The following is a 22,771-nucleotide window of genomic DNA, read 5'->3' as shown; positions in this document are numbered from 1 at the left end:
TTATAAGTGACGAACTGCACGTAAAAATTCTTGCCGTGTATTTTGGCTTGATTTAAATAACCCACCAAGTGACGTTGTTGTTGTTGCACTTGTCGCGTCACGAATACCACGAGCTTTCACGCAATAATGCACCGCATCTATGCAAACTGCCACATTTGTTGTTCCCAATAATGTTTGCAAAGCAACCAAAATTTGCTGAGTTAAGCGCTCTTGCACTTGTGGGCGTTGTGAGAAAAATTGCACAATGCGATTAATTTTCGATAAACCAATCACTTTGTCTTTTGGAATATAAGCAACCGTAGCCTTTCCATCGATCGTAACAAAATGGTGTTCACAGGTACTTGTTAGCGTGATATCACGCACCGTGACCATTTCATCCACTTTCATTTTATTTTCAATCAAAGTGATTTTTGGAAAGTTTGCGTAATCAAGCCCTGAAAAAATTTCATCAACATACATTTTTGCGATACGACGAGGGGTATCAGCTAAACTGTCATCGGTTAAATCCAAATTCAGCAGCGTCATGATCTCTGTCATGTGCCCTTCAATCAGTTTCTTACGTTCGTCGCCTGACTTTGGCTGGATACGTAAAGGCGTTTCTAAGCCTCTAGCCTCCAGCGCGGCATGAACTAATTCGGCCTCTTTACTCAGAGATGACATGTGAGCCTCCACAAATGGTATTACTATTTTTATAAAATGCAGGTGTGCGGTACTCTAAAACAGCAGGTACAGATAATCCAGCACAACATAGATAATTGCCGTGAAATAATTGCATTTACCCCTGTAATTCATTCACCCAATGATTACTTTCTTTAAACGGTTTAACACCTTATATAACGTGATTTTTATCACACTTTTTCTCAATCCTTTAACCTTGAATGGTGAAAAACCAATAACCCGCCAATAAGTAACACAATACATAACCTAAGCATTAACCATTCTGTGCATAATTTTGTTTGTGATAATGCCACCTTACTGGTTAAATCTGACCAAAAGCTATCTGTAATCAATTTCTATTCATTCACCCACTAATGGATTTCTGCCATAATATGCATTACGAACACATTTTAAAGCCTCAAGGCAGATAACAATAATGAGGGTCATTATTTATGGATCAGTGTCATACTAACGATTTGATTTCTCTAGATGTTGCATTGGAAAAATTACTATCTCAAACGAAAACCGTCACAGATACAGAAATCATTCCACTGACCTCCTCTGCACAGCGCATCATTGCGACAGACCTAATTTCTCCTATCAATGTTCCACCATTTGATAATTCTGCGATGGATGGTTATGGCTTACGTTTTGCCGATTGGGATGGTAAAACGCCAATGCCTGTGGCAGGTAAATCATTTGCTGGCAACCCGATGGAAGGTGAGCTCAAAGCGGGTTGCTGCGTGCGTATTATGACGGGTGCTCCAATTCCACAAGGTGTGGACACTGTTGTCATGCAAGAGTCTACAGAACAAACCGAGCAAGGGATTATATTCACCCACCCCATCAAACAAGGCAGTAATATTCGTAAAGCTGGGGAAGATATTGCCCAAGGCAGTGCGGTGTTCCCTGCAGGAACCTTACTTACCACTGCTCAGCTACCTTTAATTGCTTCACTGGGTATTGCAGATGTCGCCGTATATCGTCGCCTTAAAGTTGCCGTTTTTTCAACAGGTGATGAACTGCAAGCGGTCGGCCTTCCTTTAGCAGATGGGCAAATTTATGATACTAACCGCTTTACCGTCCGTCTGATGCTTGAAAAACTTAACTGCGAAGTGCTCGATTTAGGTGTGATACCGGACTCGCCAGAAAAACTCAAACAAACCTTTATCGAAGCTAACCAACACGCGGATTTAGTGATCAGTAGTGGTGGAGTTTCCGTGGGTGAAGCCGACTATACCAAACAAATTTTGGATGAATTAGGCACGATTGGTTTTTGGAAGTTAGCTATAAAACCAGGAAAACCCTTTGCATTTGGCAAGCTGAGTGACGCTTGGTTTTGTGGGCTACCGGGGAACCCCGTTTCCGCAGCACTCACCTTCTACCAATTGGTTCAACCGCTGATTGCTCGTCTTTCAGGGCACAGCCAATGGCGTGCCCCGCTACGCTTTAAAGTTCCAGTTACCACCACATTGAAGAAAAGCCCGGGCCGTTTAGATTTTCAACGAGGAATTCTAAGCACCAATGAGCAAGGACAGTTACAAGTCGCCACAACGGGTCACCAAGGCTCACACGTGTTTAGTTCATTTAGTTTAGCTAACTGCTTTATTGTCCTTGAACGAGAGCGTGGGCGTGTTGAAGCAGGTGAAATGGTTGAAGTCGAAATGTTTAACTATTTATTAAAAAGTGAATAATAACTGTGCAAGAGCTTAGCGATCTGGAAATGTTGCGGTATAACCGCCAAATTATCCTCCGTGGGTTTGATTTCGATGGGCAGGAAAAACTTAAGGCTGGCAAAGTGCTAGTTATTGGCCTTGGCGGTTTAGGCTGCGCTGCAACACAATACCTTGCTGCTGCCGGTGTCGGTCATCTGACATTGGTGGATTTCGATACTGTGTCGTTGTCTAACTTGCAACGGCAAATTTTGCACCGTGACGCCACCATTGGTACACCCAAAGTTGATTCAGCTAAAGTGCAACTTGCTGCCATTAACCCACATATCCAAATTGACACCGTCAATGCACAACTAGATGATGCTCAACTTGATGAATTAATCATGCACCATGATGTGGTCTTAGACTGCACCGATAACGTTGCCATTCGTGAACAGCTTAATCGCCTGTGTTTACCACAGAAAAAACCACTGGTTTCAGGTGCTGCCATCCGCATGGAAGGGCAATTATCTGTTTTTACTTATGAAGAAAGCACCCCTTGTTATCACTGTTTAAGCCGTTTATTTGGTGAAAATAACTTAACTTGTGTTGAAGCCGGAGTTATGTCCCCTTTAGTTGGTACCATTGGTACGCTAGAAGCAATGGAAACAATTAAATTATTAGCTAATTATGGGAAAGTTAATTCAGGAAAAGTATTGTTATTTGATGCAATGACTATGGATTTTCGCCAATTTAAACTTAGCAAAGATCCCCATTGTGAAGTCTGTGCTAAAGGCTAACGACTAAATTTTCGGGCAAGTTGTTTTTTCTCATCATTCAGGCGAGGCTTTTCTCGCCTTTTTCCCATTTTCACCACATCAAAATTAGGAATAATCCGAAAAAATAATTTAATTCTCCTTTCACCTTATACTATCTCTCTTTTGTGGTGCTTGATGGTTTAAATATCACCACTGTTTATTCTTTTGATAAAGTTACTGAGAGTATGAATATGCAATTCCCTCCTTGCCCGAAATGCCAGTCTGAATACACCTATACTGATAACGATATGTATATCTGCCCTGAGTGCGCGCATGAATGGAATGATGCCGAGCCTGTAGCTGATATTGATGAATTGATTGTAAAAGATGCCAATGGCAACCTGTTAGCTGATGGTGATACCATCACGGTTATTAAAGATCTTAAAGTCAAAGGCAGCTCTTCTATGCTAAAAATTGGTACCCGCGTTAAAGGTATCCGTTTGGTCGAAGGCGACCACAATATCGACTGTAAAATTGATGGCTTCGGCCAAATGAAATTGAAATCTGAATTTGTGAAGAAAAACTAAGTTTACTTCGCCCATTAAAAAGCCCTCAGAATTGAGGGCTTTTTGTTTTTCATCCAAAAACCAGATTTAAAGAACGACACCTTGGCTTGTCAGGTATTCATCATAAGTACCTTTGAAATCAATGACTTTATCTTCTTTAATCTCCAAAATACGGCTCGCTAACGAGCTGACAAACTCACGGTCATGGGAAACGAAAATTAACGTTCCTTTGTATAATTCGAGAGCTAAGTTTAATGATTCGATAGATTCCATATCCAAGTGGTTGGTTGGTTCATCCATAATCAAAATATTTGGTTGTTGCATCATTAACTTACCAAATAACATGCGCCCTTGTTCACCACCGGATAACACTTTAACTTTCTTTTTAATGTCATCTTGAGAAAACAGTAAACGGCCTAAAATACTGCGCACCGCTTGCTCGTCATCTCCTTCACTTTTCCACTGACTCATCCAGTCAAACACGGTTAAATCTGTTTCAAAATCTTCTGCGTGGTCTTGAGCATAGTAACCAATGCTACTGTTTTCTGACCATTTAACCATTCCGCTCGTTGCAGGTTGTTCACCCACCAGCGTTTTTAAGAATGTCGTTTTACCGATACCGTTAGCACCAATAACCGCCATTTTTTCGCCAACTTCCAGTAATAAATTGACGTTTTTAAATAATGGCCCTTGGTCATAACCGTTCGTTACCGCTTCTAATTCCAGTGCATTGCGGAACAATTTTTTCTCTTGTTCAAAACGAATGAATGGGTTTTGACGGCTAGACGCTTTCACCTCATCCAATTGAATTTTATCAATTTGACGTGCACGGGAAGTCGCTTGTTTCGACTTAGAAGCATTCGCACTAAAACGACTAACGAAAGATTGCAGCTCAGCAATTTGCGCTTTTTTCTTTGCGTTATCCGACAATAGACGTTCACGAGCTTGGGTTGCCGCGATCATATATTCATCATAGTTACCCGTGAATAAACGTAATTCACCATAATCTAGGTCAGCCATGTGCGTACATACGGTATTTAAAAAGTGCCTATCATGGGAAATAATGATCATAGTACAGTTACGATCATTCAGCACTTGCTCTAACCAACGAATCGTATCGATATCCAAGTTGTTCGTCGGCTCATCGAGTAATAAAATATCTGGGTCAGAAAATAGGGCTTGTGCCAGCAGCACACGCAGTTTCCAGCCAGGTGCGACTTCACTCATCGGCCCATAATGCTGTTCAACAGGGATACCTACACCCAGTAATAATTCACCTGCACGTGCTTCTGCGCTATAGCCGTCCATTTCACCATAAGCGACCTCTAAGTCAGCGACTCGATAGCCGTCTTCTTCGCTCATTTCAGGTGAGGCGTAGATCCTATCGCGCTCTTGTTTTACATCCCACAGTTCGCTATGCCCCATAATCACGGTATCAAGCACGGTAAATTCTTCAAATGCGAACTGATCTTGGCGAAGTTTACCAATACGCTCATTTGGATCAGTCGTGCTCACATTACCCGCTGTTGGGGTTAAGTCTCCCCCTAAGATCTTCATAAATGTGGATTTACCTGCGCCATTTGCGCCGATCAAACCATAACGGTTGCCTGTGCCAAATTTAACTGAAATGTTTTCAAACAGTGGCTTACTGCCAAACTGCATAGTGATATTGTTCGTTGTTAACACTGCTATGCCTTAAATTAAACGGTGTAAAATAGCCTGCGATGATTTGGGTCCATGACTACAGCGTGCAAAACAACCCAAAATAGTGATTTGAGCAGCAAAATACATTCCATGCATGGTCATTAGAGTATGGCAGGTATAAATAGCGGCGCATTATGCCATATTACACCGCTTAGATCTTGTGCTGTTTTCAGCAAATTGATTAACACGGAAGGAAAGTCTGACTAAATGCCAAACTAAAGCGTGATCCCCATAGTACGGCTGATTTCTGTTAGCCCTTCTCGCTCATAAAACTTAATGGCTTTATGATTTTTCGCTAATACCGACAGCTCCAAGTGGCTAAACTGCCTACTCTTCGCCCATGCTTTCATGCCATCGAGTAATTTTTGCCCCGCTTTTTCACCACGGAAATTGGGGTCAACCACTAAGTCAAAAATATAACCAAAATTTCGAGGAACAATGCAGCTATAAGGATCAGCAACTTGTTGTTGCGCGATGCAAAATCCTTTAATCTCACCGTTAAATTCAGCAACTAACAAATAAAATTTATCATCGATAATCGCATTTTCAATAAATTCCCTAGCCTGCTCTGCAGGTTGTAAGCGCTCGGGGTCTAGTAATGCCATTTCCGAAAACAAAATTTGATAAAGCGATAAAATAGAGTCTATATCACTTTTTATAGCTTCCCTTATCATGCATACCTCTCTGTGATTTCGATATTAATGCTAATCGTAAGTTTTAATTGGTGGCGCAATATACGTTTCGAAGCTTTCTAGTAATTCAGCTGGCGAATCATTCACAATCGCCATATGACGATATTTTTCATGTAGGAAACCTTCATCCGCCATTTTATTTGTCATATCAATCAATGGTTGCCAATAATTATTAATATTAAACAAGGCACATGGTTTAGTATGTAAACCAATTTGGCTCCAAGTAAATACTTCTGCGTACTCTTCAAGCGTGCCATAACCGCCTGGTAAAGCGACAAAAGCATCGGCAAGTTCAATCATTTTACTTTTACGCTGATGCATCGTTTCAACTTTATACAGTTCAGTTAAATTCTTATGAGAAATTTCGCGTTCTTCTAGCAATGAAGGGATCACACCAATCGCCTTACCACCTAATGACAAAACAGTATCAGCAACCGTTCCCATAATCCCCACACTCGCCCCACCATAGACTAATGCGATATCGCGACTAACCATTTCTTTAGCAAATTCAATGGCTTTTTGCTGATAAATTTCGTTTTTTCCCATGCTTGAACCACAATACACTGCAATGCTTTTAATTTTTCCCATTTGTTCTTCATTTCCATTTTTATAGTGGCTTTTTAGAGAATGGAATTATACGAGCCTAGTGTAGAAGCTCAAGCATCATCCTTCCCACCATAAAATTAATCCATGTTTATAACATCGCCATTCAGTTAAAACAACACCTTGAATACCCATAGAGCACATTTATCACCTTGTTATTGTTAGCTGTAAAATAAAGAAATATAAAGCAGCAGGGTTTTATGAGATAATCTGTCAGAAATTATTTTTCATCATCAAATACTTATTTTTCTAAATATTTATTGCCAATTAAGTTACGTTGTCTGAGGTTTACTTATTTATGTCTGCCGACACTAAAAAGAGCGCATTTCCGCTATTACCTATCGGGTTATTACTGCTTGCTATGACCTCTATTCAAAGCGGGGCTTCTTTAGCTAAAACTTTATTTCCTGTTATCGGCGCTCCCGGTGTTACTGGTTTACGTTTATTGCTTGCTACAATTATATTATTTGTTATTTTTAAACCTTGGCGTTTAAAATTCAGAAGAAGCTCGCTAGTTCCACTGCTAGCCTACGGCTTGTCCCTAGGTACGATGAATTATTTGTTTTACCTTTCCCTTGAGCGCATTCCATTAGGAATAGCCGTTGCACTAGAGTTTACTGGTCCTTTAGCTGTCGCAATGTTCTCCTCTCGCCGCCCAATTGATTTTTTGTGGATAGCCCTTGTTATAGTTGGGTTATTATTTTTACTCCCAATTGGCGATAATATTGAATCCATTGATACACTCGGTGCTATCTATGCTCTCGGAGCCGGTGTCTGTTGGGGGTTGTATATTATATTTGGCCAACGAGCGGGAGCGGGCTATGGCGCTGCCACCGTGGCTATCGGTTCATTTATTTCTGCGATGATTTTCTTCCCGATCGGTTTAATGCAAACAGGTGTCGAGGTGATGTTCGACCCCTCAATTTTACCTATTGCACTAGCAGTCGCGATTTTATCAACCGCATTTCCTTATACTTTAGAAATGATCGCGCTAACGCGTTTACCTGCCCGAACTTTTGGTACATTGATGAGCCTTGAACCTTGTATGGGTGCATTTTTAGGAATTGTTTTCCTAAATGAGCACTTAACGATGACTCAGTGGTTAGCCTTATTATGTATTGTCTGTGCTTCTATTGGCTCCACCTCAACAGCGGTACCAAAGTCAAAAATTGAAAAAGTGTCCTAGCCACTAAAAGCTAGAAGCAAACAAAGACAGTCAAGGTTAATAAATTCGATATATTGATATTTATTAACCTTTTTTCGTGTAAAGTTTTATTCATCAATTTGAAATAATCTATTTTTATTTCTAGTTTATGCTTTAAATAAAAATTAATTATCTCTATCGCACTTATTGTCAAAAACGATTAGTATCGAAGATCCACAATTAATTAACGGTTAATAAAGTTTATCGAATAGACCTATTAAATTAATCGTTTATTACATTATGACAAATTAGTTTGGTTATTTTATATTTATTGACAGATGAGGTTACTAAACAAATTCATATTTAAGAGAGGATGAATCATGAGCACAGCTAAATTATTTAAAGCATCTTCAAATGAACTTTTATATACACGTAATGATATGGAAGACAGCGTAAAATTGGAAACCATTGGAATTCTTAATGTTATGGTTGTCCACTTTACCGATCTCTCTCTAATGACTAAACAAGCCCACTGGAATATGCGTGGTCGCAATTTTATCGCTGTACATGAAATGCTAGATGGCTTTAGAACCACGTTAGTTGAACATTTAGATGAATTCGCAGAACGCGCGGTTCAATTGGGTGGGGTTGCTATTGGTACAACCCAAGAAGTTAACCGCTTCACCTCGTTAGAAGCTTACCCAATTAATATCCATAGCGTACAAGACCACTTGAAAGCGTTAGCCGACCGCTATGCTATTGTCGCGAATGATATCCGCAAAGCCATTGACGAAGTGGAAGACGAAGACACTGCGGATATGTTTACTGCGGCTTCCCGCGATATGGATAAATTCCTCTGGTTCTTAGAAGCAAATATTGAGTAATGTCGTAAATAGAGTCAATTAAAATTGACCAATGGCCACTGAAAAGTGGCCATTTTATTTGCGAGTAAATAACTATAAATCAAACTGTTATTTAAATATCTAAAAATAAAATGAGTTAATTTAATTATTTACTGTTTTTTAGGTATTTCGGGTTGTTCTATCGGAAATACTGGTAATGCATTTAATAGCCTTTTACCATAATTTTTAGTCAGTAAACGTTTATCATAAATAATAATTTCACCATAACATTCATGACTACGAATTAGCCTGCCCGCTTGCTGTATCAAATTAAATGAAGCGCTCGGTAAACTTTGTACTTCAAATGGGTATCTCTTCAATGATTTCAACCAATCCCCTTCTGTGATAATCACTGGGTTTGTTACTGGTGGAAACGCAATTTTATGAATATGGACCTGAGTTAAGTATTCCCCTTTGAGGTCTAACCCCTCAGCAAACGATTGTAAGCCAATTAAGGCACTAGCTTGCCCTTGGTTAATTCTTTCGCAATGTGTTTCAACTAACCGGTAGCGAGGTTGATCTCCTTGGACCAAAAGCTGCAAGCGCAAATCTTTTACGTGTTCGAGAAAGCCTTCCATCGCTCTTTGGCTACTAAATAAAACCAATACTCCACGATGAGTATTTTGAGTAAATTGCTCACGGAAAAATACCGCCATTTCTGCTAAGTGTTCAGCTTCATTATTGATAGTTGGCTCATATTCCATTTTAGGAATAATAATTTTACCCTGCTCAACATGGTTAAAAGGGGAAGACAATGTCACAAAGCGGTCATCACTTTTTTCGGATAGCCCTGTGAGCTCCATAAAACGTGAATAACTGTTCAACGACCTCAGTGTTGCCGAGGTAATGACAATATGAGGCACATTGCGCCATAACAAATGTTGTAACTGCTCACTTACTCGGATCCCCGCACAATGCATAAAGAAACGAGATTGGTTTTTCTCATAACGCCGACTTAACCATTTTGACACAGGAGCTCCTGAACTTTGCTCTAATGCCGCCAGCCGCCATAGCTTCGACATATTTTCAAAGTACCCCATAGCCCTGCTAGTCACAATAATGGAACGATGTAAGCGAACGATATCTTGTTTCGCAGTTTGTTCCGTTAAATCATTTAAGATAGCTTCAGCCAGCCCTTGTAACGCATCAGTCTGCTTGAACAACACCTGACAGCTTAATTGCATTGCTTCAGGTAATACACCTAGTGGAAATAAATATTCAGTTTCTTTTGATGTTTCTGGTAATAATGCATTCGCTAATAATGAGAAATCGCGAAATGTTTCCCGTAATTTTTCTGCATGTTGCTGTAACCGTTCAGGATTAGCGAGCTTTGGTGGCTTCACTGGACGAAATTGCCCCATATATTGCCCAACATGCTGAATAAAGCTATCGAGCTGTGCCGTTAATTGAACTAACGTAATTTCGCCTTCAACTTCAAGTGCATCCCTCGCAACGTCTGGGACATGGTGGCCTTCATCAAGCACTAATAATAAGTTTTTCGGGTCCGGCAAAACCGACTCACTCTCCATTGCGGCCATAACCAATGCATGATTAGCGACCACCACATCGGCATCTTCGATTTCCCGCCTAGCAATAAAAAATGGACACCGCTGATAAAATTGGCAATTACGACCCAAACAATTCATTTTATCAGTGCTAACTTTACGCCATAAACTATCACTAAATGCACGTTTGTGATGATCCCTTAACCCATCCCATGCAAAGCTCTGAAAATCATGCCGCAGCTGCTGACAAATTGCCCGTTCTTCACTATTCGCAATTTCTGTTTTATCTTCCACCAATAACATTAAATCAATTTGTTCGCCTTCTGCTGCGCAGATAGCTTCTAAATTACGAGGACAAACATAACGAGCACGCCCGAATGCACCCGTATATTTTAGATCAGGAATAATTTTGCTTAATAACGGTAAATCTTTGCTATAAATTTGGTCTTGTAGCGCCACATTTGCCGTACTGACTACTAAGGTTTTTCCTTCTTCCCTGCCAACTGCAATTCCCGGTATTAAATAAGATAGCGTTTTCCCCACCCCTGTAGGTGCCTCTATGACCAAATGGCGACCATCATCATCCGCTAGGTTTTTTGCGACTTGCGCGATCATCTCCCGCTGTGGGGCTCGAGAAACAAACCCGTCAATTTGTACGGATAACCCTTTATACCACTGAGTTATTTGTTCTTTAGTTTTATTTGACAGGGACATAAATTATGCAGGTGACCAAAGTTAAGATGAAAGATAACGAAACCGACAACAATACGAAATAGGAAAAAAAATTTTTTGCCAACCGCTTCGCAAAACTACTGTATTAATACCCATTATACATAAAAATTGGGAAGCTTTTTGCAAAACGCCCATTATGCAACAGAAAAAATAGCTTTTAACTTGTTTGCAACACTCATCCGGTTATACTTTGAGTTCTTATACTATTTTGAATTTTTATCACTAGGCAGGCTATAAAAAATGAAAAAGGTTGTTATCGCACTTTGCGCATTATGTGCTTTTGGTTCTGTTGGCGGTATTGTTTTAGCGGGTATGAACATTTATACACGTTCAACAACTCCCCTTGAACAAGGGCAGCCGCAATCCCCTTCAGCACTGCCAGCACCCAATCAAATTCAGTAATTTTAAAATAATTTATCAGCCCAGGATGGAGATAGCTTATGTACAACGATTATTTCGTCACCCCACAATGGTTAAATTCACATCTATTTGATGACAACATCGTTGTACTCGATGCATCCTCTCCACCACCGACTGCACCTTATGATTGCCGCCAGCAATATTTAGAAGAACACATTCCTAACGCTCAGTTCTTTCATCAAGACGAAATTGCAGACAAAAGCTGTGATTTACCCCATATGCTGCCAAGTGCCGATATTTTTAGCCAAGCCGTTAGTGCCATGGGCATTGGCAATGACACCCAAGTTATTATTTATTCGCAGAATAATTTATTTTCATCCCCAAGAGCATGGTGGACTTTTACCACAATGGGCTGCAAAAACGTTAAAATTTTAGCTGGTGGTATCGATGCTTGGAAAACTGCTGGGTTTGATGTTCAGTCCGGGGAAGTCACTCCACCAGCTGCGAAACAGTTCCATGCAACACGCAAAGACAGTAATGCACTGAATCAAGAGCAAATGCTTGATATTGTGAATCAAGGCAAAATTCAAATTATTGATGCTCGTGCAGAGCCACGCTTTCTTGCGCAAGCGCCGGAACCTCGTCCAGGCTTGCGTATGGGTCATATTCCTGGGAGCAAAAACGTCCCATGGGATCTTCTCGTTGAAAAGGGTGAATTCAAATCACCAGAGCAACTTAAAGCTATCTTTACTAAACAAGGTGTGGATATCCATGCACCTTCTGTGACGACCTGTGGTTCAGGAATGACCGCTGCGGTGGTATTAATGGCATTAACATTATTAGGTAACCAAAACGTACGTTTGTATGATGGTTCATGGGCCCAATGGGGGCAAGATAACGGCCTGCCAATTGAGTCGTAGCCTCCCCACCGCCATAAAAATATAAGCCACTTAATATTCAAGTGGCTTATAGAATAAAGATTTATCAAGTAGAGAAAATAGCTATTTGGCAAATATCCCAGCTAAGAACAGCACGACTATCGCTCCGATAACCGCGACAACAAAGCTACCAAAGTTGAAGCCATCAACTTTTCCTTTACCAAAGAAAGTGCTGATGTAACCACCCACAACAGCACCAACAATCCCCAACACGGTGGTCATAATGAACCCCATGTGGTAAGTACCCGGCATCAGCCACTTAGCTAAAACACCAGCAATTAGACCAAAAATAATCCAAGCTATTACACCCATCTTACGCCTCCCAGACTAGGTAATTTCACGACATACATCAAAATATTCTCAGACAACAGTATGAGCTTTAAATAAATTAAATCGCTCTCCTACCAATTAAGTAAAGACCCTATGAGTTAATTTCGCAACTATAAAATTTTGCTAATTAACATTATTCATAACTAATTACTCACAATTTCAGTTATCACTTGCGCAATCTGTTGGGCATTTTTTAACGATCTAACCTGAGAAAACAGTTCATCTGCCTGATGGTATTCTTTACGTAAATAACCTAGCCACTGCTTGATTCGAGCAGCATGGTAATGGCCTGTATCTCCTTGTTTTTCAAGCTCCGTATACTTTAATAACAACCTGCCAACCTGCTCCCAAGGCATTTTAGATTCATTAAATTTAACCACCCGGCTAAGGTTTGGGGTGTTTAGTGCTCCACGACCAATCATCACGGCATCACAACCTGTGATTTCAAGGCAGCGCTGTGCGCTCGCATAATCCCAAATTTCACCATTAGCAATCACTGGGATCGATAATTTACGGCGGATCTCTCCAATAGCAGACCAATTAATACTCTCTGCTTTATAACCGTCTTCTTTCGTTCTACCGTGAACAGTGAGCTCTGTGGCCCCTGCCTGTTGAACCGCATCTGCAATTTCATAAGCAAATTCAGAGCTATCCCACCCTAAACGGACCTTAACCGAAATAGGTAATTCTTTTGGAACCGCTTCTCGCATTGATTTAGCAGCTCGATAAATTAAATCAGGTTGTTTCAATAATGTCGCACCACCGCCATGGCCATTGACTGTTTTTGATGGACACCCGCAATTTAAATCAACCCCCCAAGATCCTAACTCGACCGCTCGGTTTGCATTTTCTGCTAACCACTGAGGATGCTGCCCTAGCAACTGTACACGGACAAGTGTCCCTGAAAGGGTACGACTTTCATGCTTTAGCTCAGGGCATAAACGGTAAAATGTTTTTGCGGGTAAAAGGGTATCAACCACACGAACAAACTCTGTTATGCATAGGTCATAGTCATTAACTTCACTTAATAAACAACGAACTAGAGGATCTAAAACCCCTTCCATAGGAGCTAATAAAACGCGCATAAGTGACTCACAAAAAACGTAATAATTCCTGCTTATCATACCGTTTATTTAATTGATAAGCAGGAAAAATTCTAAGACAGGAGTGGCCAGAGACTGGCTTGAAATGTTTTTTCAAATAGCTCTAGTCAATGCTATTAACATTAAAAAGAGCTACAAGATTACGGGAGGTTAACTATCACTACGCCCTTGTTTGACTTTTTTCTGTGCGTTTTTCCATGGGGAACCCGCCCCCTTTCCTGAACTCGGCTTTGACGATGGTGCATTGCTACGACGTGGTGCTTTACTTTGATTCCTATCACCTGAACCGCCTGAACGACGTTCATTCCGTTGTGGTGTTTTTTGAATAGGCTCCGCTTTGATGGATGGGTCGGGCTCATAGCCTTCAATCGCCATCAATGGAATCGATTTTTTCAATAATCTCTCGATATCCTTGAGTAACTTAGCCTCATCAATACAGACTAAGGAAACAGCCATTCCAGTTGATTCTGCACGGCCTGTACGGCCAATACGGTGAACATAATCTTCTGCAACATTAGGTAGCTCAAAATTCACCACATAAGGAAGCTGTTCAATATCAAGACCACGAGCTGCGATATCCGTTGCCACTAAAACACGAATATCTCCAGATTTAAAGTCAGCTAATGCACGTGTACGCGCCCCTTGGCTCTTGTTGCCATGAATAGCCGCAGCTTTAACGCCATCTTTATTTAAATGCTCAGCAAGACGGTTTGCGCCATGTTTTGTACGTGTAAAGACGAGGACTTGTTGCCAATTTTCACGGCCAATCATAAACGAAAGCAGCTCTGCTTTTCTTTTTTTATCAACCAGATGCACATACTGGGTAATTTGCTCCGAAGCTGAGTTTCGTGGAGCAACTTCAATAGTCACTGGATTATTGAGTAATTTATTCGCCAGTTGTTTGATTTCGTCAGAAAACGTTGCTGAGAATAATAAGTTTTGGCGCTTTTTAGGTAACTTATTAATCACCCTACGAATATCATGAATGAACCCCATATCTAACATACGGTCAGCTTCATCAAGTACGAAAACTTCGACTTGAGAAAGATCTACCGCATTTTGGTGCGCTAAATCTAATAAGCGCCCCGGAGTTGCAATTAAGACATCAACCCCGCCACGTAACTTCATCATTTGTGGGTTAATGCTTACCCCACCAAAGACCACAAAAGAACGAATACGTAAATGACGGCTATATTCTTTTACATTTTCAGCTACTTGTGCTGCAAGCTCCCTTGTTGGCGTCAAAATTAACGCACGAATAGGCTTGCGATCCTTCCCTGCTCGAGGAGTTGTAATAAGCTTTTGTAAAATTGGCAATGTAAAACCAGCCGTTTTACCTGTACCTGTTTGGGCGCTAGCTAAAAGGTCATTTCCTGCAAGCACGGCTGGGATAGCTTGTTGTTGAATAGGCGTAGGACTTTCATAGCCTAATTCATTAATGGCAAGCAAAATTTCCTCGTTTAACGCGAGGTCTGAAAAAGTAGTCAAATTAATTACTCCGGGCTTCACCGCTTCAAATTGAATGTGGCAGTTATGGGGAAGTGAGTCAGAAGAAAAGCGCAAACTGCCGTGCGACACTGTGTAAAATTCTAACATCATTTGCTGATGATAAATATATTAATTTAGTTTGGTTAATAAATTAATATAAAATCTCATTCGTATAGTATATATACTTACATGGTACTATGAGATGTCGTTTTTTGATTTTTATAAAAATGAAAAGCCACCAAGAGCTAATTAGATATTATTTAATTCTGAATTTTTAAAGGAATGGTTATGAATACAAATTCATCGTCAACATTGCGAGGAGAAAATGCGAAAATGCAATTGCTTCTCACTGCTGCTGATGTATATGGAGAACAAGGGCTTGATGGCGCTACCACACGCAAAATCGCACAGGCATCAGGGCAAAACATTGCCGCAATTTCTTATTATTTTGGCTCAAAAGAAGGACTTTACTTAGCTGTTGCTCAGCTTATCACACAAACAATCCGGGACGATTTCCATGATGTCTTTCAAGAAATTGACAACTTTCTAAATCAACCTTTATCAGTTCAAGTCACTGATGATGCGCTTGGTTTACTACAAAAAACAGTCATTGCCTATAATCACTTTCAGTTGGAAAAGAAAAATTTAAGTTTTTCTCGCATATTAGCACGTGAACAACTCAACCCAACCGAAGCCTATACAATCATCCACGAACAGGCTTTAGGCCCAATACATTCGCGTCTAAACCGTTTGATTGCCATTTACATTGGTGCTGATCCCAATCATTTAACAACGCTAATTCACACTCACGCTATCCTTGGCGAAACGCTGTCATTTCGTATTGCTAGAGAGACGTTATTACGTCAAACCGGTTGGAAGCATATTAATGAAAATGAATTTAAAATTATTAATCAAGTTCTTATTGAGCATACAAATATATTATTAGCAGGCTTACGCCATCGCAAACAATATGAAAAGTGATATGATAAAAATATTAAAGTGATTTATTCACATTGATAATAACTAGAGGCTGATGATTTTATTGTAATTTATGCCACATTTTTCCACTAAAAACAGCGGCCTCTAACAACAAATTTGTTTTCATATCGTGGATTCTTTAAGTAAGGTTAGCTATGAGCAATAAAAACCGTTCTGTTGTTGTTTTCATTATTCTCATATTAATCGGCGCTGCAATTGGCGGTTATTACTACTATCAATCACAGCAAGACAAGATATTAACACTCTACGGCAATGTTGATGTCCGCACGGTAAATCTCGGTTTTCGTGTCCCGGGCAAGCTTGCATCCCTAAGCGTTGATGAAGGCGCAAAAATTATTGCAGGCCAGCAGCTTGGTCAACTGGATGACGCTCCCTACATTAACGCGTTAAATAAAGCCAAAGGGGTGCGCGACAGCGCCAAAGCCCAACTCGCTTTGAAAGAAAGTGGTTACCGCACCCAAGAAATCGCACAAGTTGAAGCGGAGTTGGCTCAAAAACAAGCAGCTTGGCAATATGCCGATAACTTTTATAAACGTCAGCAAGGGCTTGCAGCATCTCGCGTTATTTCAGCTAATGATTTAGACAACGCGAAAAACAACCGAAACCAAGCATTTGCCGCTCTTCAAGCAGCACAAGACAAGCTGAATCAATACCAAAGTGGCTTTCGCCAAGAAGAAATAGCCGCTGCACGAGGTGAATGGTTACAAGCTGAAGCGGCTGTTGCCCAAGCTGAACTCGACTTGAAAGACACCATTTTAACTGCACCTTCATCTGGGACTATTTTAACCCGAGCAATAGAACCGGGCACAATCATCAGTGCAGGTAATACCGTATTTAGCGTCACATTAACAAACCCCGTTTGGGTTCGAGCCTATGTTAGCGAACCACACCTCGGAGATGCCATCCCTGGTAGAGAGGTCTTGCTGTATACCGATAGCCGCCCGAATCAGCCTTATCATGGTTCCATCGGGTTTGTTTCCCCTACCGCTGAGTTTACGCCTAAAAGCGTACAAACCCCTGATTTAAGAACCGATTTAGTCTATCGACTGCGTATCGTTGTCAATGATGCTGACGATGCTTTACGCCAAGGAATGCCTGTGACTATTCAGTTTGCTGATAATAAACAGTAAGAGTTTGCTATGAGTGATGATTACAGTATTCGCCTATCCAACGTCGAGAAAACTTTTGCTGGCTTAGGTGCACCTGCCGTTGAAAGCTTAACAATCGATATTCATGGGGGCTCTGTAACTGGCCTTGTCGGCCCTGATGGTGCTGGAAAAACAACCTTAATGCGCATGATTGCAGGGCTATTAAAACCAGATGCTGGGAAAATTAGCGTGATGGGGCTCGACCCCATCGACGACAGCATTGCTATGCGAGCAGACCTAGGCTATATGCCCCAAAAATTTGGTTTATATGAAGACCTGACTGTACAGGAAAATTTAAATTTGTACGCAGATTTGCGTGGAGTACTCGGCGAAGAGCGGCAAAAAACCTATCAGCAGCTGCTTTCTTTCACTAGCTTAGCTCCTTTTACCAGTAGGCTGGCGGGTAAATTATCAGGGGGGATGAAACAAAAACTCGGGTTAGCCTGTACATTACTAGGAAAACCCAAGGTTCTTTTACTCGACGAACCCGGTGTTGGCGTTGACCCCATCGCTCGGCGGGAACTATGGCAAATGGTTCATACCCTTGCTGATGATGGAATGCTGATCCTTTGGAGTACTTCCTATTTAGATGAAGCACAACAGTGTAAAAATGTACTGCTATTAAATAAAGGCAAACAGCTTTATGCAGGCAAACCTGAATTATTGACTGAAAAAATGGCGGGACGTTCCTTTTTACTCGATGTACCTGCCACACAAAAACGCACAGTATTGCAAAATGCACTCGTATTACCAGAAACTACCGATGGCGTGATCCAAGGCCGCTATGTTCGCTTAATTTTGAAGCCGAATGCATCCCAAACGAATTTATTAACCGCATTAAATATGGCAGATGGGAAACTCATTGAAGCGCAGCCTCGTTTCGAAGATGCATTTATTGACTTATTAGGTGGAGGCCCATCTCATCGTTCGGAATTAGCCGCTATCGTGCCGCAAATTCCACCTGCTCCTGAAGAAACCGTCATAGAAGCGCGTAATTTAACCAAAAAATTTGGCCAATTTGCCGCAACTGATCGCGTAAATTTCCAAGTGAAACGCGGGGAGATTTTTGGTTTATTGGGGCCAAATGGTGCAGGGAAATCAACGACCTTTAAAATGATGTGTGCGTTAATGAAACCCACAAGTGGGCAAGCACTCGTTCTTGGAATGGATTTAAAAACGAGTTCAAACAAAGTCAGGCAACAACTTGGCTATATGGCACAAAAGTTCTCGCTGTACGGCAACCTGAAAGTGGGACAAAACCTGAAATTCTTTTCAGGTGTTTATGGGTTACACCATCAGCAACAAGCCAAAAAAATCCACGAAATGGTTGAGGCTTTTAATTTCAAACCGATTATCAATCAGGTTACTGAATCCCTCCCTCTGGGTTATAAACAACGTTTAGCCCTCGCCTGCTCATTGATGCATGAGCCTGATATCTTATTTTTAGATGAGCCAACCTCAGGCGTTGACCCACTCACTCGTCGGGAATTTTGGCTACATATCAATGGAATGGTAGATAAAGGCGTCACTGTAATGGTCACGACTCACTTTATGGATGAGGCAGAATATTGTGACCGTATAGGGCTGGTTTACCATGGAAAAATTATTGCAGCTGGCACGCCTGACGAGCTCAAACAGCAAGTGACGACTACCGATAATCCCGACCCATCGATGGAAGATGCATTTATTGGCTTGATTATGGATTATGATAAGCAACAGGAGGCAAAATGACGCATTCCGCTTCTCATTTTTCGTGGCGTAGGCTTAAAGCACTATGCTGGAAAGAAAGTAAACAAATTACTCGTGACCCCAGCAGTGCCCTTATCGCTGTACTTATTCCATTGATGTTATTATTTATTTTTGGTTACGGTATCAATTTAGACTCAAGTAAATTACGCGTTGGTATTTTACTTGATCAACAAAGCTCTCAAGCACGTGAATTGGTTGATACCTTCACGGGTTCGCCATTTATCGATGCGACTATTAGTCATAACCGCCATTTATTAATCGACAAAATGCAAGCGGGTGAAATTCGCGGCATTATCGTCATTCCTGTCAATTTTTCAGCTCAATTGTTGCAAAAACAAGGCCATGCAGCTATTCAGGTTATTACTGATGGTAGCGAACCAAATACAGCTAACTTTGTGCAAGCTTATACCCAAGGTGTTTGGCAAACATGGTTGGCACAGCAAGGGGAAAATCAAGGCTACCCAACAGACCCATTAATAGAGCTCAATATGCGCTATTGGTTTAATGAAGCTGCAATTAGTCAGCATTTTATTATTCCAGGAGCAATTAGTATCATTATTACCGTAGTTGGTGCCATTTTGACCTCTTTAGTTATCGCAAGAGAATGGGAACGTGGCACGATGGAAGCATTGCTTTCAACCCAAATTACTAAAACTGAATTATTGCTTTCAAAATTATTGCCTTATCAAGTTCTTGGGTCTTTTGTGATGGTGTTATGCATGCTTGTCACCACATTTATCTTAGGGGTGCCTTATCGTGGTTCTTTATTCGTATTATTTGTCATTACCAGCCTTTATTTAGCAACCGCACTGGGGATGGGGTTATTGATTTCAACAATTACTCGCAACCAATTTAACGCAGCGATGGTCGCTCTAAATGCCGCCTTCTTACCGGCAATTATGCTCTCTGGGTTTATTTTTGAAATTGATAGCATGCCTGCAATCATTCAGGCTGTAACTTATTTTATCCCTGCCCGTTACTTTGTCAGCAGCCTACAAACGCTATTCCTTGCGGGTGATATCTATATTGTTTTATTGATAGATTTCCTGCTGCTAATCGCTTCTGCAATACTATTTATTGGACTGACGGCGCTAAAAACTCGCCGTCGTTTGGATTGAGGTGAAGTTATGTTTTATCGCCTATACACCTTAATTATGAAAAAGCTTCAATCATTACTTCAAGAACCACAAACACGGGTTATTTTGATTTTACCCGTGATATTTCAGATGATTTTATTTCCCCTAGCAGCCACGCTTGAAGTGACTAACACAACCATTGCTATTTTTGACCAAGACAATGGTGAACATTCTATCGAGCTGACTCAACGTCTCGCCAAAGCCAGTGCGTTTTCTCAGGTTTTATTATTGAAGAATGAACACGAAATTCGTGAAACGCTTGATAACCGCAAAGCGCTGCTGGTTGTCCGTTTTGGGCAAAACTTTAGTGCCGATGTTGCAAGTCGCCATAGCGCTAACATGCTGTTACTCCTTGATGGGCGTAATTCAAATAGCGCGCAAATTGCAGCAAACTATGTTGCACAAATTGTCACTCAATACCAACATGAGCTAACGCAAGCACAGGCTCTGCCAAACAACAGTGAATTAATTGTTCGCAATTGGTACAACCCAAATTTAGATTATAAGTGGTTTATTGTGCCCTCATTGGTAGCGTTGATAACCACAATTGGGGTGTTGATTGTGACATCTCTTTCTATCGCGAGGGAAAGGGAGCAAGGTACCCTTGACCAATTGCTAGTATCCCCCCTGACTACTTGGCAAATATTTATTGGTAAGGCGGTGCCTGCATTGATAGTAGCGACAGCACAAGCAAGTTTGGTCCTAGTTATTGGGATCTTTTGCTATCAAATTCCTTTTGCTGGCTCCCTGCTCCTCTTTTATGCCACCATGTTATTTTACGGGTTGTCATTGGTAGGGTTCGGTTTACTCATTTCAGCACTGTGTTCAACTCAGCAACAAGCATTCATTGGGGTATTTGTATTTATGATGCCAGCAGTGCTGTTATCGGGGTACATTTCCCCAGTCGAGAACATGCCAATTTGGCTGCAACAAATCACGTGGATTAACCCTATTCGCCATTTCACTGAAATCACCAAACAGATATACCTAAAAAATGCTGATTTTTCAGTTATCTTTCACAGCTTATGGCCACTATTTATCATTGCGATAATCACCAGCTCAGTGGCTTATTATTTATTTAGGAAGAAAATAGCGTGATCATAAAGAAATCACATTACGCTTTGGAAGCACAATTTAAAGCATTGGAACTACCATTAACGCTTTGAATAACAAGCAAGCTAATAATATCCAAATCATATTTTACGATAGTATTTAAATCAAAAAACCCTTGTTACCGAAGTAACAAGGGTTTTCAATTTTAACGACTTCTATCTCCTCATTTCATCGCATTATGAGGAGAGTCACTGAATTTAGCGACGGTCACCGAAGATACGCAGTAACATTAAGAACAGGTTAATGAAGTCTAAATACAGAGACAGTGCACCCATAATAGAGTACTTACGCATTGTTTCCCTGTCGTCTTCATCAATTTGTGAACCCATTTCTTTCAGTTTTTGAGTGTCATAAGCGGTTAAAGCAGCAAACAGTAAAACACCACCGTAGGTGATCACCCAATACATCATGGTGCTTTGCAGCCAGATGTTAACCAAAGAAGCGACAACAATACCGATCAGCGCCATAAACAGGAAGTTACCCATACCTGTTAAGCTACGTTTAGTGGTATAGCCGTAGAAGCTTAATGCACCAAACATCACTGCGGTAATAACAAATGTGCCCGCAACGGACTCACCAGTATACGCGGCAAGAATAACTGAAATTGTTAAGCCTGTGAGCAATGAATAGAGCATAAACATGCCCGTTGCTGCCATGCCACTAATTTTTTGTAGCAGAAATGAAATGCCCATCACTAAACCAAGTTCAGCAATAATCATTCCGAAAAAGAGGATTTTATTGGTTGCAATGGTGTAGTACAAACCACTGCTAACTGAATACCATGCCACAAAAGCTGTCAGCAGTAGACCGACTGTCATCCAGCCGTATACTTGCGACATAAATGCCTGAACGCCAGTATTGGCACCCTGGACAAGAGAATCATTACGTTGATCAAACTGACCCATGATGGTTACCCTTTCGCTAAAAGAAAAATCGACCCAGTAAAAATACTGCAATCGGAGAAATTAACCAAAGTCTAACACATTCTTTTGACAATACCATTCAGCAAATTCGTATTTTTTAGCGGAAAAAATGCGATTACCAGCGGTTTGCAGACGCTTCGTCAGTTTCTTTCGCTTCCACCCAACGTTCATTTTCAGGTAAGGTTTCTTTTTTCCAAAATGGGGCTTTGGTCTTTAAGTAATCCATAATAAATTCAGCGGCTTGAAATGCAGCGTTACGGTGGGCGCTCGTGACCCCAACAAAAACAATTTCTTCACCTGGTTGTAAGGTACCAATGCGGTGGATCACACTAACTCGCTGCAATGGCCAACGTTCTTTTGCTTCTACAACTATCTTTGCTAACGCTTTTTCGGTCATTCCTGGGTAGTGCTCGAGCGTTAATGCCGCCACACTATCACCTAAATTATGATTACGTACTTTCCCTGTGAAAGTCACAACAGCGCCATCACTATCACACTGTGCAAGCCATTGATATTGTTCACCAATACTAAAATTTTCTGTTTGTACTGCAATATGAGTGTTTTCCATA

22 protein-coding genes are annotated in these 22,771 nt (G+C 40.9%); 12 read left to right on the top strand and 10 right to left on the bottom strand.

From position 1 onward, the window contains the following. Positions 1-660, bottom strand: coding sequence for a GTP cyclohydrolase I FolE (folE, locus tag G6Q48_RS10905; protein ID WP_004256561.1), 660 nt, complete (start codon positions 658-660; stop codon positions 1-3). 449 nt (positions 661-1,109) lie between these two features. On the opposite strand from folE, the gene moeA reads away from it, so the two are divergent. From moeA to G6Q48_RS10890, 3 genes are all read left to right on the top strand, one after another. Then, positions 1,110-2,351 (top strand): molybdopterin molybdotransferase MoeA, encoded by a 1,242-nt coding sequence (gene moeA / locus G6Q48_RS10900; RefSeq protein ID WP_166266411.1) that lies wholly within the window; start codon positions 1,110-1,112, stop codon positions 2,349-2,351. A gap of 5 nt (positions 2,352-2,356) precedes the next feature. Then, a complete protein-coding gene (gene moeB, locus G6Q48_RS10895) occupies positions 2,357-3,109 on the top strand; it encodes a molybdopterin-synthase adenylyltransferase MoeB (protein WP_195698362.1) in 753 nt (250 codons plus the stop codon). Between the two features lie 209 nt (positions 3,110-3,318). Next, the gene (locus G6Q48_RS10890) at positions 3,319-3,654 is read left to right on the top strand and encodes a zinc ribbon domain-containing protein YjdM (protein WP_004909208.1); all 336 of its coding nucleotides are present in this window, start codon (positions 3,319-3,321) and stop codon (positions 3,652-3,654) included. Between the two features lie 66 nt (positions 3,655-3,720). Here the strand turns inward: G6Q48_RS10890 and G6Q48_RS10885 are convergent, their stop codons facing one another. The 3 genes from G6Q48_RS10885 to G6Q48_RS10875 form a co-directional block, all read right to left on the bottom strand. Beyond that, positions 3,721-5,319: an ABC-F family ATPase gene (locus G6Q48_RS10885; protein WP_102138382.1), complete on the bottom strand. Its 1,599-nt coding sequence runs from the start codon at positions 5,317-5,319 to the stop codon at positions 3,721-3,723. Positions 5,320-5,552: 233 nt separating this feature from the next. Beyond that, a complete protein-coding gene (locus tag G6Q48_RS10880) occupies positions 5,553-6,011 on the bottom strand; it encodes a GNAT family N-acetyltransferase (protein WP_166266408.1) in 459 nt (152 codons plus the stop codon). Between the two features lie 30 nt (positions 6,012-6,041). Next, complete coding sequence (locus G6Q48_RS10875; protein WP_166266405.1) at positions 6,042-6,617, bottom strand: TIGR00730 family Rossman fold protein; 576 nt, start codon at positions 6,615-6,617, stop codon at positions 6,042-6,044. Between the two features lie 313 nt (positions 6,618-6,930). On the opposite strand from G6Q48_RS10875, the gene rhtA reads away from it, so the two are divergent. Beyond that, complete coding sequence (gene rhtA / locus G6Q48_RS10870) at positions 6,931-7,818, top strand: threonine/homoserine exporter RhtA (RefSeq protein ID WP_102138379.1); 888 nt, start codon at positions 6,931-6,933, stop codon at positions 7,816-7,818. 338 nt (positions 7,819-8,156) lie between these two features. Further along, positions 8,157-8,660, top strand: a complete 504-nt coding sequence (dps, locus tag G6Q48_RS10865; RefSeq protein WP_102138378.1) for a DNA starvation/stationary phase protection protein Dps — start codon at positions 8,157-8,159, stop codon at positions 8,658-8,660. A gap of 128 nt (positions 8,661-8,788) precedes the next feature. Here the strand turns inward: dps and dinG are convergent, their stop codons facing one another. After that, on the bottom strand, positions 8,789-10,897 hold the full coding sequence (dinG, locus tag G6Q48_RS10860; protein WP_166266402.1) for an ATP-dependent DNA helicase DinG: 2,109 nt from the start codon (positions 10,895-10,897) through the stop codon (positions 8,789-8,791). 258 nt (positions 10,898-11,155) lie between these two features. Here dinG and G6Q48_RS10855 point away from each other — a divergent pair, with 258 nt between their 5' ends. Both G6Q48_RS10855 and sseA read left to right on the top strand, forming a co-directional pair. Beyond that, positions 11,156-11,317, top strand: a complete 162-nt coding sequence (locus G6Q48_RS10855; protein ID WP_004256593.1) for a hypothetical protein — start codon at positions 11,156-11,158, stop codon at positions 11,315-11,317. Between the two features lie 38 nt (positions 11,318-11,355). Next, positions 11,356-12,195: a 3-mercaptopyruvate sulfurtransferase gene (gene sseA, locus G6Q48_RS10850; protein WP_166266399.1), complete on the top strand. Its 840-nt coding sequence runs from the start codon at positions 11,356-11,358 to the stop codon at positions 12,193-12,195. Positions 12,196-12,276: 81 nt separating this feature from the next. On the opposite strand, the gene G6Q48_RS10845 is transcribed toward sseA, so the two are convergent. The 3 genes from G6Q48_RS10845 to rhlE form a co-directional block, all read right to left on the bottom strand. Next, positions 12,277-12,525, bottom strand: coding sequence for a GlsB/YeaQ/YmgE family stress response membrane protein (locus tag G6Q48_RS10845; protein ID WP_004256598.1), 249 nt, complete (start codon positions 12,523-12,525; stop codon positions 12,277-12,279). A 161-nt stretch (positions 12,526-12,686) separates the two neighbouring features. After that, the gene (gene dusC, locus G6Q48_RS10840) at positions 12,687-13,628 is read right to left on the bottom strand and encodes a tRNA dihydrouridine(16) synthase DusC (protein WP_102138375.1); all 942 of its coding nucleotides are present in this window, start codon (positions 13,626-13,628) and stop codon (positions 12,687-12,689) included. 168 nt (positions 13,629-13,796) lie between these two features. Then, positions 13,797-15,134: an ATP-dependent RNA helicase RhlE gene (rhlE, locus tag G6Q48_RS10835; protein ID WP_166266396.1), complete on the bottom strand. Its 1,338-nt coding sequence runs from the start codon at positions 15,132-15,134 to the stop codon at positions 13,797-13,799. Positions 15,135-15,416: 282 nt separating this feature from the next. On the opposite strand from rhlE, the gene cecR reads away from it, so the two are divergent. The 5 genes from cecR to G6Q48_RS10810 all read left to right on the top strand — a co-directional run bounded on the left by cecR (position 15,417) and on the right by G6Q48_RS10810 (position 21,264). Then, positions 15,417-16,115, top strand: a complete 699-nt coding sequence (cecR, locus tag G6Q48_RS10830) for a transcriptional regulator CecR (RefSeq protein WP_195698358.1) — start codon at positions 15,417-15,419, stop codon at positions 16,113-16,115. 152 nt (positions 16,116-16,267) lie between these two features. Continuing rightward, complete coding sequence (hlyD, locus tag G6Q48_RS10825; RefSeq protein ID WP_166266390.1) at positions 16,268-17,263, top strand: secretion protein HlyD; 996 nt, start codon at positions 16,268-16,270, stop codon at positions 17,261-17,263. Between the two features lie 9 nt (positions 17,264-17,272). Beyond that, the gene (locus tag G6Q48_RS10820) at positions 17,273-19,012 is read left to right on the top strand and encodes an ATP-binding cassette domain-containing protein (RefSeq protein WP_166266388.1); all 1,740 of its coding nucleotides are present in this window, start codon (positions 17,273-17,275) and stop codon (positions 19,010-19,012) included. Further along, a complete protein-coding gene (locus G6Q48_RS10815; RefSeq protein ID WP_102138370.1) occupies positions 19,009-20,148 on the top strand; it encodes an ABC transporter permease in 1,140 nt (379 codons plus the stop codon). Before G6Q48_RS10820 ends, G6Q48_RS10815 begins: the two co-directional genes overlap by 4 nt. A gap of 9 nt (positions 20,149-20,157) precedes the next feature. Continuing rightward, the gene (locus G6Q48_RS10810) at positions 20,158-21,264 is read left to right on the top strand and encodes an ABC transporter permease (protein WP_166266385.1); all 1,107 of its coding nucleotides are present in this window, start codon (positions 20,158-20,160) and stop codon (positions 21,262-21,264) included. 212 nt (positions 21,265-21,476) lie between these two features. Here G6Q48_RS10810 and G6Q48_RS10805 read toward each other — a convergent pair whose 3' ends face one another. Together G6Q48_RS10805 and moaE are read right to left on the bottom strand one after the other, a co-directional pair. Continuing rightward, positions 21,477-22,184, bottom strand: coding sequence for a Bax inhibitor-1/YccA family protein (locus G6Q48_RS10805; RefSeq protein ID WP_004256664.1), 708 nt, complete (start codon positions 22,182-22,184; stop codon positions 21,477-21,479). Positions 22,185-22,317: 133 nt separating this feature from the next. Next, positions 22,318-22,770 (bottom strand): molybdopterin synthase catalytic subunit MoaE, encoded by a 453-nt coding sequence (moaE, locus tag G6Q48_RS10800; RefSeq protein ID WP_166266382.1) that lies wholly within the window; start codon positions 22,768-22,770, stop codon positions 22,318-22,320. Position 22,771 lies beyond the last annotated feature (1 nt).

The sequence above is a fragment of the Providencia sp. M-27 genome (genome assembly GCF_011077905.1).
Classification (GTDB): Bacteria; Pseudomonadota; Gammaproteobacteria; order Enterobacterales; family Enterobacteriaceae; genus Providencia; species Providencia huaxiensis.
This window is presented reverse-complemented; position numbering and strand designations above follow the sequence as displayed.